The 13,610-nt window shown below is 60.9% G+C and carries 10 protein-coding genes; 8 read left to right on the forward strand and 2 right to left on the reverse strand.

The features are described from left to right. Nucleotides 1-95: 95 nt before the first annotated feature. The 8 genes from pcaK to pcaC all read left to right on the forward strand — a co-directional run bounded on the left by pcaK (nt 96) and on the right by pcaC (nt 8,658). Nucleotides 96-1,442: a 4-hydroxybenzoate transporter PcaK gene (gene pcaK / locus AC07OG_RS11525; protein WP_495067081.1), complete on the forward strand. Its 1,347-nt coding sequence runs from the start codon at nt 96-98 to the stop codon at nt 1,440-1,442. Nucleotides 1,443-1,711: 269 nt separating this feature from the next. Continuing rightward, nucleotides 1,712-2,569 carry a CoA transferase subunit A gene (locus tag AC07OG_RS11530; protein WP_495067082.1) on the forward strand — a complete coding sequence of 286 codons (858 nt, stop codon included), beginning with the start codon at nt 1,712-1,714 and terminating at the stop codon, nt 2,567-2,569. Beyond that, nucleotides 2,569-3,348 carry a CoA-transferase subunit beta gene (locus tag AC07OG_RS11535; RefSeq protein WP_060541130.1) on the forward strand — a complete coding sequence of 260 codons (780 nt, stop codon included), beginning with the start codon at nt 2,569-2,571 and terminating at the stop codon, nt 3,346-3,348. The genes AC07OG_RS11530 and AC07OG_RS11535 overlap by 1 nt, the downstream gene beginning before the upstream one ends. Beyond that, the gene (gene pcaF / locus AC07OG_RS11540; protein ID WP_495067083.1) at nt 3,345-4,550 is read left to right on the forward strand and encodes a 3-oxoadipyl-CoA thiolase; all 1,206 of its coding nucleotides are present in this window, start codon (nt 3,345-3,347) and stop codon (nt 4,548-4,550) included. Before AC07OG_RS11535 ends, pcaF begins: the two co-directional genes overlap by 4 nt. Nucleotides 4,551-4,737: 187 nt before the next feature. Next, entirely contained in the window at nt 4,738-6,042 is a 1,305-nt protein-coding gene (locus AC07OG_RS11545) for an MFS family transporter (protein ID WP_060541132.1), read from the forward strand. A gap of 45 nt (nt 6,043-6,087) precedes the next feature. Then, nucleotides 6,088-7,452, forward strand: coding sequence for a 3-carboxy-cis,cis-muconate cycloisomerase (locus AC07OG_RS11550; protein WP_495067084.1), 1,365 nt, complete (start codon nt 6,088-6,090; stop codon nt 7,450-7,452). A gap of 11 nt (nt 7,453-7,463) precedes the next feature. Then, nucleotides 7,464-8,255: a 3-oxoadipate enol-lactonase gene (gene pcaD / locus AC07OG_RS11555; RefSeq protein ID WP_495067085.1), complete on the forward strand. Its 792-nt coding sequence runs from the start codon at nt 7,464-7,466 to the stop codon at nt 8,253-8,255. A gap of 10 nt (nt 8,256-8,265) precedes the next feature. Continuing rightward, a complete protein-coding gene (pcaC, locus tag AC07OG_RS11560) occupies nt 8,266-8,658 on the forward strand; it encodes a 4-carboxymuconolactone decarboxylase (protein ID WP_007976697.1) in 393 nt (130 codons plus the stop codon). A 330-nt stretch (nt 8,659-8,988) separates the two neighbouring features. Here the strand turns inward: pcaC and emhC are convergent, their stop codons facing one another. Both emhC and emhB read right to left on the reverse strand, forming a co-directional pair. Beyond that, nucleotides 8,989-10,449, reverse strand: a complete 1,461-nt coding sequence (gene emhC, locus AC07OG_RS11565; protein WP_060541135.1) for an efflux RND transporter outer membrane subunit EmhC — start codon at nt 10,447-10,449, stop codon at nt 8,989-8,991. Then, on the reverse strand, nt 10,449-13,610 hold the full coding sequence (emhB, locus tag AC07OG_RS11570; RefSeq protein ID WP_495067086.1) for an efflux RND transporter permease subunit EmhB: 3,162 nt from the start codon (nt 13,608-13,610) through the stop codon (nt 10,449-10,451). The genes emhC and emhB overlap by 1 nt, the downstream gene beginning before the upstream one ends.

Consider the following 13,610-nt stretch of genomic DNA (forward strand, 5'->3'; position numbering starts at 1 on the left):
TATCGAATTGACGCTATTTCCTCTGGCTCATTAATGTCGCGGCAGCGCCAGCTTCGGTTGGCACCCGTTCGACCGCGATCCGTGGAATAAAAACAATGAACCAGCCTCAGTCTGCTGTTGGAAACTGCCTCGACGTGCAGTCTTTCATCAATGCCCAGCCCATCTCGCGCTACCAGTGGCGAGTGGTAATCCTGTGTTTCCTGATTGTCTTTCTCGATGGCCTCGACACTGCCGCCATGGGTTTCATTGCGCCGGCCTTGTCCCAGGACTGGGGCATAGACCGCGCCAGCCTCGGGCCGGTGATGAGTGCAGCCTTGATCGGCATGGTCTTCGGCGCATTGGGCTCGGGCCCGCTGGCGGACCGCTTCGGGCGAAAACTGGTACTGGTCGGGGCAGTGCTGCTGTTTGGTGCTTTCAGCCTGGCTTCGGCCTATAGCACTAACGTCGAACAGTTGTTGGTGTTGCGCTTCCTCACCGGCCTTGGGCTGGGCGCCGGTATGCCAAACGCCACGACCCTGCTGTCGGAGTACACCCCGGAGCGCAAGAAATCCCTGCTGGTGACCAGCATGTTCTGCGGCTTCAACCTGGGTATGGCCGGTGGTGGATTCATTTCGGCCAAACTCATACCGGCGTTCGGCTGGCACAGTCTGCTACTGATCGGCGGGGTCCTGCCGCTGATCCTGGCTTTCATTTTGCTGCTCTGGCTGCCGGAGTCGGCGCGTTATCTGGTTGTGCGCAACCGCGGTACGGACAAAGTGCGCAAGGCGCTGGCGCCAATAGATCCGAAGGTAGTGGCCCAGGCATCGAGCTTCAGCGTGCCGGAACAGAAAACCGTGAAGGCGCGCAATGTGTTTGCGGTGATCTTTTCCGGCACCTATAGCGTCGGCACCTTGTTGCTATGGCTGACTTACTTCATGGGCCTGGTGATCGTTTATCTGTTGACCAGTTGGTTGCCGACCCTGATGCGTGACAGCGGCGCGAGCATGGAGCAGTCGGCGTTCATCGGCGCGCTGTTCCAGTTCGGCGGTGTATTGAGCGCGGTGGGTGTGGGTTGGGCGATGGACCGGTTCAATCCGCACAAGGTCATCGGCTGTTTCTACTTGTTGGCCGGGGTATTTGCCTACGCGGTAGGGCAGAGCCTGGGCAATATCACACTGTTGGCGACCCTGGTGCTGGTGGCCGGAATGTGTGTCAACGGCGCGCAATCGGCCATGCCGTCGCTGGCGGCGCGATTCTATCCGACCCAGGGACGCGCCACCGGGGTGTCGTGGATGCTCGGGATCGGCCGCTTTGGTGCAATCCTTGGCGCCTGGATGGGCGCGACGTTGTTGGGCCTGGGCTGGAACTTCGAGCAAGTGCTTACGGCACTGGTGATTCCGGCGGCGCTGGCGACTACTGCGGTGGTCATCAAGGGCATGGTCAGTCATGCGGATGCGACCTGATGTTCTAATCCGCTATCTCTAGTGATTTTGATGGCCTCTTCGCGGGCAAGCCCGCTCCCACAAGGATTACGCGTCAACCTGTGGGAGCGGGCTTGCCCGCGATGCTATTCAAAGGATCGATAGCCAAACAACAATTTGTTCGATTATCGAACGGTTAGTCGATTATCGGATTGTTTGCGCTTTTTCAGAAGCTTAACCTTCAGGCATTCCGGAGCGCGCATCGCGCCTTTTTCTTCGACTGGCAGTTAATAACAACGGGAGCCTGCCCCATGGCTGAAATCCTTTCGCTGCACGACGCGGTGAAGCAATTCGTAAACGACGGCGATACCGTCGCGCTCGAAGGCTTCACTCACCTGATCCCGACAGCTGCGGGCCACGAAATCATTCGCCAGGGCAAGAAAGACCTGACGCTGGTACGCATGACCCCTGACCTGATCTACGACCAGTTGATCGGTGCTGGCTGTGCCCGAAAACTGATTTTCTCCTGGGGTGGCAACCCGGGTGTCGGTTCGCTGCACCGTCTGCGTGATGCAGTGGAAAAGCAGTGGCCGCACGCGCTGGAAATCGAAGAACACAGCCATGCCGACCTGGCCAACGCCTACGTCGCTGGCGCTTCCGGTTTGCCGTTCGCGGTATTGCGTGCCTACGCCGGTTCCGATTTGCCGAAGGTCAACCCGCTGATCAAAACCGTTACTTGCCCGTTCACCGGTGAAGTGCTGGCCGCCGTGCCTTCGGTTCGCCCGGATATCACCGTGATTCACGCGCAGAAAGCTGATCGTAAAGGCAACGTGTTGCTCTGGGGCATTCTCGGCGTGCAGAAAGAAGCTGCCCTGGCTGCCAAGCGCTGCATCGTCACCGTTGAAGAAATCGTCGACGACCTCAATGCGCCGATGAATGCTTGCGTATTGCCGACCTGGGCGTTGAGCGCGGTCTGCCATGTGCCAGGTGGCGCGCATCCGTCCTACGCACACGGTTACACCGAACGTGACAACCGCTTCTATCAGGCCTGGGACCCGATTGCCCGCGATCGTGAAACCTTCACCGCGTGGATCAACGAGTTCATCCATGGCAGCGCTGACTTCAGCGAGTTCCAGGCCAAACTGGCCGCCGCTTCGGAGGCGAAGTAATGACTTACACCACCAATGAAATGATGACCGTCGCCGCCGCTCGCCGTTTGAAGAACGGTTCGGTGTGTTTCGTGGGTATCGGCCTGCCGTCGAAAGCGGCCAACCTGGCGCGGCTGACTTCTTCGCCGGACGTAGTCCTGATCTACGAATCGGGTCCGATTGGTGCCAAGCCGAGCGTACTGCCGCTGTCGATCGGTGACGGTGAGTTGGCGGAAACCGCTGACACCGTGGTTCCGACCGGTGAGATTTTTCGCTACTGGCTGCAGGGCGGTCGCATTGACGTTGGCTTCCTGGGTGCTGCGCAGGTCGACCGTTTCGGCAACATCAATACCACGGTGGTGGGTGACTACCACTCGCCGAAGGTCCGCCTGCCGGGTGCCGGTGGCGCGCCGGAGATTGCCGGTTCCGCCAAGAGCGTACTGATTATCCTCAAGCAGTCGGCGCGTTCATTTGTCGACAAGCTCGATTTCATTACCTCGGTCGGTCATGGCGAGGGCGGCGATTCGCGCAAGCGTCTCGGCCTGCCGGGCGCGGGTCCGGTCGGCATCATTACCGACCTGTGCATCATGGAACCGGAGGAGGGCACCCATGAGTTCGTGGTCACCGCGCTGCACCCGGGCGTGACCCGCGAGCAAGTGGTAGCCGCCACCGGTTGGGCCATTCGTTTTGCTGACAGCGTTGAACAAACCGCTGAGCCGACCATCGTTGAGCTGACAGCATTGCGTGATCTGGAAGCCCGCACCGCGGCCGCCCACGGTCAAGCCCCCGGAGAAGCGTGATGCGTGACGTTTATATCTGCGACGCGATTCGTACCCCCATCGGCCGTTTCGGCGGTGGTTTGTCGACGGTTCGCGCCGATGACCTGGCCGCCGTGCCGATCAAGGCACTGATGGAGCGCAACCCGTCGGTGGACTGGAGTGCAGTGGACGAGGTGTTCCTCGGCTGCGCCAACCAGGCCGGTGAAGACAACCGCAACGTGGCGCGCATGGCGCTGCTGTTGGCGGGGCTGCCGGACACTATTCCGGGCGTGACCCTCAATCGCCTCTGCGCTTCGGGCATGGACGCTATCGGCACCGCGTTCCGCGCCATTGCCAGCGGCGAAATGGAGCTGGCGATCGCCGGTGGCGTCGAGTCGATGTCCCGTGCGCCGTTCGTGATGGGCAAGGCTGATGCTGCGTTCTCGCGCAACATGAAGCTTGAAGACACCACCATTGGCTGGCGTTTTATCAACCCGCTGATGAAGGCCCAGTACGGCGTCGACGCAATGCCGCAGACCGCTGACAACGTCGCCGATGACTACGAAGTTTCTCGCGAGGATCAGGACGCTTTCGCCCTGCGCAGTCAGCAGCGCACTGCCGTCGCACAAGCCGCCGGATTCTTCGCCGAAGAAATCGTCGAAGTGCGCATTGCCCACAAGAAGGGTGAAACCGTGGTCAGCCAGGATGAACATCCGCGCGCCGACACCACCCTCGAAGCCCTGACCAGGCTGAAGCCGGTCAACGGCCCGGACAAAACCGTTACGGCGGGCAATGCCTCGGGTGTCAACGACGGTGCTGCCGCGTTGATCCTGGCTTCGGCTGAAGCCGTGAAGAAACACGGTCTGACTGCTCGTGCCAAAGTGTTGGGCATGTCCAGTGCCGGTGTGGCTCCGCGAGTCATGGGCATCGGTCCGGTGCCGGCCGTGCGCAAACTGACCGAGCGCCTCGGTCTGGCGGTCAGCGACTTCGACGTGATCGAGCTCAATGAAGCCTTCGCCAGCCAGGGCTTGGCGGTGCTGCGGGAATTGGGTCTGGCGGACGACGCACCTCAGGTCAACCCGAACGGTGGCGCGATTGCCTTGGGACACCCGTTGGGCATGAGCGGTGCACGGCTGGTACTGACGGCGTTGCATCAGCTGGAAAAAACCGGTGGCAAGAAAGGTCTGGCGACCATGTGCGTCGGCGTCGGCCAAGGTCTGGCTTTGGCTATCGAGCGCGTCTGACGAGCTCTGATGGCGGATTATCAAGGTCAAGATCAAAAGATCGCAGCCTGCGGCAGCTCCTACAGGGTGAATGCCGTACCCATGTAGGCGCTGCCGCAGGCTGCATCTTTTGATGTTTCAGTGCTGCGGAACGGGACTGTTGCAAAGTGTGTCTAGACTCTCACGGTCCCCATTGAGAAAGTAAACAATGACTACTCCCACCGCTACTCCAGCTCTCTACACGGGCGAAGAACGCAGCAAGCGGATCTTCGCGATTGTCGGCGCCTCGTCCGGCAACCTGGTCGAATGGTTCGACTTTTACGTCTACGCCTTTTGCGCGATCTATTTCGCCCCGGCTTTTTTCCCGTCCGACAACCCCACGGTACAACTGGTCAACACCGCCGGCGTATTCGCCGCCGGGTTCCTGATGCGCCCGATTGGCGGCTGGATCTTCGGTCGTGTTGCGGACAAGCACGGGCGCAAGAATTCGATGCTGATTTCAATTCTGATGATGTGCTTCGGCTCGTTGCTCATCGCTTGCCTGCCGACCTACAAGGACATCGGCGTCTGGGCACCGATCATGTTGCTGTTTGCTCGTCTGCTGCAAGGTCTGTCGGTAGGCGGCGAGTACGGCACTACCGCCACCTACATGAGCGAAGTCGCCCTCAAGGGCCAACGAGGGTTCTTCGCCTCGTTCCAGTACGTCACGCTGATTGGCGGGCAACTGTTGGCGGTGTCGCTGGTGGTGATCCTGCAACAATTCCTCAATGAAGATGAATTGCGCGCTTACGGCTGGCGGATTCCATTTGTGGTCGGTGCCGTGGCGGCGTTGATCTCGTTGTTCTTGCGTCGTTCGCTGAAAGAAACCTCCAGCAAGGAAATGCGCGAAAACAAGGACGCCGGCAGCATCCGTGCGCTGTTTCGCGACCACAAGGCGGCGTTCATTACCGTGCTTGGCTACACCGCCGGTGGCTCGCTGATTTTCTATACGTTCACCACCTACATGCAGAAATACCTGGTGAACACCGCTGGCATGCACGCCAAGACCGCCAGCTACATCATGACCGGCGCGCTGTTCCTGTATATGTGCATGCAGCCGATTTTTGGCATGCTTGCGGACAAGATCGGTCGACGCAACTCGATGCTGTGGTTCGGCGCCCTCGGCACACTGTGCACCGTGCCGATTCTGCTGAGCCTCAAAAGTGTCAGCAGTCCGTTCCTGGCCTTTGTGCTGATTACCGTGGCGCTGGCGATCGTCAGTTTCTACACCTCGATCAGCGGCCTGGTAAAAGCCGAGATGTTTCCGCCTGAAGTCCGCGCCCTGGGTGTCGGCCTGGCGTATGCGGTAGCGAATGCTATTTTCGGCGGTTCGGCGGAGTATGTTGCCTTGAGCCTCAAAGCGGTAGGCATGGAAAACTCCTTCTACTGGTACGTGACGGTGATGATGGCCATAGCGTTCCTGTTCAGCCTGCGCCTGCCCAAGCAGGCGAAGTATTTACATCACGACCTTTGATCCATACCCGCGGGCCCGAGCGGCCCGCGCCTGCAGGAACTGTTTATGAATCAGCGACCGGGCAATCAATTGTTCGATGCCTATTTCACTGCTCGCGATATGCGTGACGTGTTTTGCGATCAGGGCCGGGTTCAGGCCATGCTCGATTTTGAAGCGGCGCTGGCCAGGGCCCAGGCGCGGGTCGGGCTGATTCCGCACACGGCGGTGGCACCGATCGAAGCGGCCTGCCAGGCCGGGCATTACGATTTTTCGGCCCTCGGCGAGGCGATTGCCACGGCCGGTAATTCGGCGATCCCATTGGTCAAGGCGCTGGGCAGGCACATCGCCGCGAGCAATGCCGAAGCCGAGCGCTATGTGCATCTGGGCGCCACCAGTCAGGATGTGATGGACAGCGGATTGGTGTTGCAACTGCGCCGCGCACTCGAGTTGATCGACAGCGATCTGGCCCAACTGGGCCAAACCCTGGCCACCCAGGCTCAGCGTTACGTGGCCACGCCACTGGCCGGACGCACCTGGTTGCAGCACGCGACGCCGGTCACCCTCGGCATGAAAATCGCCGGTTGGCTGGGCGCGGTGACCCGCAGCCGTCAGCGACTGCAGGAACTCAAACCGCGTCTGCTGGTGCTGCAATTTGGCGGCGCCTCTGGAACCCTCGCGGCCCTCGGCAAGCAGGCGATGCCGATAGCGCAAGCGCTGGCCGAGGAGCTGAAACTGACGCTGCCCGAGCAACCCTGGCACACCCAGCGAGATCGCTTGGTGGAGTTCGGATCGGTACTCGGGCTGATCGCCGGCAGCCTGGGCAAACTCGGGCGCGACATCAGTCTGTTGATGCAGACCGAAGCCGGCGAAGTGTTTGAGCCTTCGGCGCCGGGCAAGGGCGGATCTTCAACCATGCCGCATAAACGCAATCCAGTCGGCGCGGCGGTGCTGATCGGTGCGGCGACGCGCGTGCCGGGCCTGATCTCGACCCTGTTCAGCGCCATGCCCCAGGAGCACGAGCGCAGCCTCGGCCTGTGGCATGCCGAGTGGGAAACCCTGCCGGAGATTTGTTGCCTGGTATCCGGCAGCCTCAAGCAGGCGCTGCTGGTGACGGGCGGGCTGGAGGTGGACGCCGAACGCATGGCCCGCAACCTCGATTTGACCCAGGGCCTGGTGCTCGCCGAAGCGGTGAGCATCGTCCTTGCGCAAAGGGTGGGGCGCGACACCGCGCATCATCTGTTGGAACAATGCTGCAAACGCGCCGTGGCCGAACAACGTCATCTGCGCGCGGTACTCGGCGACGAGCCGCAAGTGACTGCCGAATTGTCGGCGGTCGAACTCGATCATCTGCTGGACCCCGCACATTATCTCGGTCAGGCCAGAACCTGGGTCGAGCGAGCGGTGGCCGAACATTCTGCATTGACTGCCTGAAGGAGATTGCTGTGGCTTTTGTACAACTCGCCGAGGGCGAACTGCACTACCAATTCGACGGACCGGTCGATGCGCCGGTACTGGTGCTGTCCAACTCCCTGGGTACCGACCTGCATATGTGGGACGCGCAAACTGCCGCGTTCACCGAGCATTACCGTGTGCTGCGTATCGACACTCGCGGTCACGGAAAATCGCTGGTAACCCCGGGGCCTTACAGCATCGAGCAACTGGGCCACGATGTTTTGGCGCTGCTGGATGCGCTGCACATCGAACGCGTACATTTCTGCGGTCTGTCCATGGGCGGTTTGATCGGCCAGTGGCTGGGGATCAACGCCGGCGAGCGTCTGAACAAATTGGTGGTGTGCAACACCGCAGCGAAAATCGGCGATCCGTCGATATGGAATCCGCGCATTGAAACCGTGCTGCGTGATGGCCAGGCAGCCATGGTCGCCTTGCGCGATGCGTCGATCGCGCGCTGGTTTACCCCGGACTTTTCCGAGGCGAATCCGGCGGCCGCCAAGCGCATTACCGATATGCTCGCGGCCACTTCGCCAGAAGGCTATGCCGCCAATTGCGCGGCCGTACGCGATGCCGATTTTCGCGATCAGTTGTCCTCGATCAAGGTGCCGTTGCTGGTGATCGCCGGTACTGAAGATGCGGTGACGCCACCGTCCGGTGGGCACTTCATCCAGGAGCACGTAGCAGGCGCCGAATACGCCGAGTTCTACGCTGCACACCTGTCCAACGTCCAGGCCGGCGACGCGTTCAGCGAGCGGGTACTGGCTTTTTTGCTGGCTGACTGAGGGGTATTTCGTGGACGAGAAACAACGCTACGACGAGGGTATGAAAGTCCGCCGCGCGGTACTTGGCGATGCCCACGTTGACCGCAGTCTGACGACTCTGACCGAGTTCAACTCGGAGTTTCAGGAGATGATCACCCGCCACGCCTGGGGTGACATCTGGACCCGCCCGGGCCTGCCGCGCCATACCCGCAGCCTGATTACCATCGCCATGTTGATTGGCATGAATCGCGAAGGTGAGCTCAAGCTTCATTTGCGCGCGGCCGCCAACAACGGCGTCAGCCGCGGCGAGATCAAGGAAGTGATCATGCAGAGCGCGATCTACTGCGGCATCCCGGCGGCCAACGCGACGTTCCACCTGGCGGAGTCGGTGTGGGATGAGTTGGGGGTTGAATCGCGGGAGTGATCCCCGAGATTTTCGGTGACTGAACTGACGTCATCGCGGGCAAGCCACGCTCCCACAGTTTTGCGGTGTCATGCCAGTGTTGTGTTCACTGAAGAACCCTGTGGGAGTGTGGCTTGCCCGCGATGGCGGCGGTACATCAAACGTTGATGTCGCGCAAAGAATGCCATCGCGAGCAGGCTCGCTCCCACAGGTAACCGGGTTTTTGCAGAAAAAATGCGGTCGAATGTGGGAGCCAGCCTGCTGGCGATGGGGCCATAAAGAACAACTCTCCTTTTCCCGCAACCAACAAAAAGCCCACCAATCGGTGGGCTTTGTGTTTTCACAGCGCTATCAGAAGTACTTCATCTTCGGCGCTTCTTCTTTCACCGGCTCGTTTTTCGCGGTCTGTTCGTTCCAGCCACCACCGAGGGCCTTGTACAAATTGACTGCGCTGACCAGTTGCGCCAGACGGTCGGTGATCAGCACCTGTTGGGCACTGAACAGCTGGCGCTGGGCATCGAGGAAGGTCAGGTTGCTGTCGACGCCGATGCGGTAGCGACGCTCGGCCAGGCGGTAGTAATCCTGGTTGGCGCTGACGAAATCACGCTGAGCCTGCAACTGCTGGGTGTAGGTCTGGCGTGCGGCCAGGCCGTCGGCGACTTCCTGGAAGGCGGTCTGGATGGACTTCTCGTAGTTCGCCACGCCGATGTCTTTCTGGATTTTCGAGTAATCCAGGCTGGCACGCAGGCTGCCGGCGTTGAAGATCGGCAGGTTGATCTGCGGCTGGAACAGCCAGGTGCCGGAACCGCCATTGAATAGACCGGACAGGTCGGGGCTCAGGGTTCCGGCATTGGCGGTCAGGCTGATGCTCGGGAAAAACGCTGCCCGCGCCGCGCCAATGTTGGCGTTGGCGGCCTTGAGGTTATGCTCGGCCTGGAGGATGTCCGGGCGACGCTGCAGCAGGTCCGATGGCAGACCTGGTGGAACGTCGCTCAGCAGGTCGTCGTTCAGCGGTTTGGCCGCCTGCAGATTGGCCGGGATGCCGGTGCCGAGCAGCAGTACCAGGCTGTTTTCATCCTGGGCGACCTGGCGGGTGTACTTGGCCAGTTGCGCCCTGGCGTTTTCAACCGAGGTGCGCGACTGGGCCAGGTCCAGCGCCGAGGCGACGCCCACTTCGTTGCTTCGGGCAGTGAGCTTGTAGCTCTCTTCGAATGCGGCGAGGGTGTCCTGAGTCAGCTTCAGCAGTTCCTTGTCGGCCTGCCAGGTCAGGTAGGCATTGGCGACGTTGGCCACCAGGCTGATTTGCGTGCTGCGCCGACCTTCTTCAGTGGCGAAGTACTGCTGCAGCGCTTCTTCATTCAGGCTGCGAACCCGACCGAACAGGTCAAGTTCATAGGCGCTGACGCCGACAGTGGCCGAGTAGGAACTGGTGATGCCGGCTTCGCCGGTCTGCGAGGCATCCGCCGGCAGACGCTGGCGGTTGCCAGTGCCATTGGCCGAGACCGCCGGGAACAGATCGGCACGGGAGATGCGATATTGCGCGGCGAAGGCGTCGATGTTCAGCGCCGCGACACGCAGGTCGCGGTTGTTTTCCAGGGAAACCTGGATCAGTTGCTGCAGCGCCGGGTCATGGAAAAACTGCTTCCAGCCTTGTTCCGCCGCAGCCTGGGCAGGCGCCTGGTTCGGCGAATACGCCGGGCCCTGCGGGTACTGGCCCGTCACCGGCGCTTGCGGCTGCTGATAATCAGGTATCAGCGAGCAGCCACCGAGCACGAAGGCGGCGACTGCCAGGGAGAGTAGCGACTTGCTCATTAGCCAGCCTCTTTAGGGGTTTCAGTAGCGTCATCCTGGTCGACCTGCTTGCGCTGGCCAATGGACGATACGGTGACAAAGAACAGCGGGACCCAGAAAATCGCCAGAACAGTGGCCGTGATCATACCGCCAATCACCCCGGTGCCGATGGCATGCTGGCTACCGGAACCTGCGCCCGTGGATATGGCCAGTGGTACCACACCGAGAACGAACGCGAGCGAGGTCATGATGATCGGTCGCAGACGCATGCGGCAGGCTTCGATCGCCGCGTCGCGCAGGGTGCGCCCTTGCTCGTGCAGTTCCTTGGCGAATTCGACGATCAGAATGGCGTTTTTCGCCGCCAGACCGATGGTCGTCAACAGGCCCACCTGGAAGTACACGTCGTTGGACAGGCCACGCAAGCTGGTCGCCATCAGTGCACCAATGATCCCCAGCGGCACCACCAGCATCACCGCAATCGGAATCGACCAGCTTTCATACAGCGCCGCCAGGCACAGGAACACCATCAGCAGCGACAGGGCGTACAGCGCCGGTGCTTGCGAGCCGGACAGCCGTTCCTCATAGGACAGTCCGGTCCAGGAAATACCGACACCCTTCGGCAGTTTGGCGGCAATGGCTTCAACTTCGGCCATCGCTTCACCGGTGGAATAACCCGGAGCCGGGGCGCCGAGGATTTCCATCGCCTCTACGCCGTTGTAGCGGGCCAGTTTCGGCGATCCGTAGATCCACTCGCCCTTGGCGAACGCCGAGAACGGAACCATGGTGCCGACGCTGTTGCGCACGTACCACTTGTTGAGGTCTTCGGGGCTCATGCGTGAACCCGGCTGACCTTGCACGTAAACCTTCTTCACCCGACCACGGTCGATGAAGTCGTTGACGTAGCTACTGCCCAGGGCGATCGACAGGGTGTTGTTGATATCGGCGATGGTAATGCCCAGGGCACTGGCCTTCTCGTCGTCGATTTCCAGTTGGAATTGCGGTTCGTCGCTCAGGCCGTTCGGACGGACCTGAGTGAGAATCTTGCTTTGCGCTGCCATACCGAGGAACTGGTTGCGCGCTTCCATCAGCTTGGCGTGCCCGATACCGGCGCGGTCCTGCAGGAACACGTCGAAACCGGTGGCGTTACCCAACTCCAGTACCGCCGGTGGCGCGAAGGCAAACACCATGGCGTCACGGAAGGTGAAGAAGTGCTGCTGGGCACGGGCCGCGACCTTGAACACGTTGTTGTCGGCGTTACGTTCGTCCCACGGGCGCAGCATGATGAACGCCATACCCGAGCTCTGGCCACGACCGGCGAAGTTGAAGCCGGTCACGGTAAACACCGAGTTCACCGCATCACCTTCACCACCATCCTTGCCCGGACGCAACAGGAATTCGCGCATCTCGTCCACGACCACCTGGGTACGCTGGGACGTCGAACCGGCCGGTGTCTGCACCTGGGCGAACAGTACGCCCTGGTCCTCTTCCGGCAGGAACGCCGTCGGGATACGGGTGAACAGCCAGATCATGCCGACGATGATGAGCAGGTAGGCCAGCAGGTACGGGGCCTTGTGCGTGAGCATGCTGCCCACACCGCGTTCGTAGCTTTTGACGCCGCGGTCGAAGTTGCGGTTGAACCAGCCAAAGAAACCGCGTTTGGGCGTATGGTGCTCGCCCTTCGGAATGGCCTTGAGCATGGTGGCGCAGAGCGCCGGGGTGAAGATCAGTGCAACCAGTACCGACAGGGCCATGGCCGAGACGATGGTGATCGAGAACTGCTTGTAGATCACGCCGGTGGAGCCGCTGAAGAACGCCATCGGCAGCAGAACCGCCGACAGCACCAGGGCGATACCCACCAGGGCGCCCTGGATCTGGCCCATGGATTTCTTGGTGGCTTCCTTGGGCGACAGACCTTCTTCGCTCATCACCCGTTCGACGTTTTCCACCACGACGATGGCGTCGTCCACCAGCAAGCCGATGGCGAGCACCATACCGAACATGGTCAGGGTGTTGATGCTGAAGCCGGCTGCCGCGAGGATCCCGAATGTACCCAGCAATACCACCGGCACGGTCATCGTGGTGATGATGGTGGCGCGGAAGTTCTGCAGGAACAGGAACATCACCAGGAACACCAGCGCAACCGCTTCGACCAGCGTGTTAACCACACCCTTGATCGACTCGGTCACCACCGGGGTGGTGTCGTACGGGAATACCACTTCCATGCCTTCAGGGAAGAACGGCTTGAGGCTGTCGATCGTCGTGCGCAGCGCCTTGGCGGTATCCAGGGCGTTGGCGCCGGTGGCCAGTTTCACTGCCAGGCCGGAAGCCGGAGCGCCGTTGAACTGGGCGTTGATGCTGTAGTTTTCACCACCCAGGCCGACCTCGGCGACATCCTTCAGGCGAACCTGGGAGCCATCCTTGTTGACCTTGAGCAGGATTTTATTGAATTGCTCGGCGGTCTGCAGGCGGGTCTTGCCGATGATCGTGGCGTTCAACTGTGTGCCGGGCAGGGCGGGCAGGCCGCCGAGCTGGCCGGACGATACCTGGACGTTCTGCGCAGCGATGGCGGTCTTGACGTCCACCGGGGTCAGGTTGAAGTTGTTCAACTTGGCCGGGTCGAGCCAGATACGCATGGCGTACTGGGAACCGAACACCTGGAAGTCACCGACACCGGCTGTCCGCGAGATCGGGTCCTGCATGTTCGACACGATGTAGTTGGACAGGTCGTCCTTGGTCATGCTGCCGTCACGCGACACCACGCCGATCACCAGCAGGAAGTTCTTCACTGCCTTGGTCACCCGGATACCCTGCTGCTGCACTTCTTGCGGCAGCAGCGGGGTGGCCAGGTTCAGCTTGTTCTGGACCTGTACCTGCGCGGTATCGGAGTTGGTGCCTTGCTCGAAGGTCGCGGTGATGGTCATGGTGCCGTCGGAGTTACTTTCCGAGGACACATACCGCAGGTGGTCGATACCGTTGAGTTGCTGTTCGATCACCTGCACCACGGTGTCCTGCACGGTTTGCGCAGAAGCGCCCGGGTAGGTCACGGAGATGGCGATCGCCGGAGGCGCGATGCTCGGGTATTGGTTGATCGGCAGTTTGAGGATCGATAGTGCCCCGACCAGCATGATCACCAGGGCAATTACCCAGGCGAAAATCGGACGGTCAATGAAGAATTTTGACAT

Source organism: Pseudomonas sp. GW821-FHT09H03 (genome assembly GCF_059415945.1).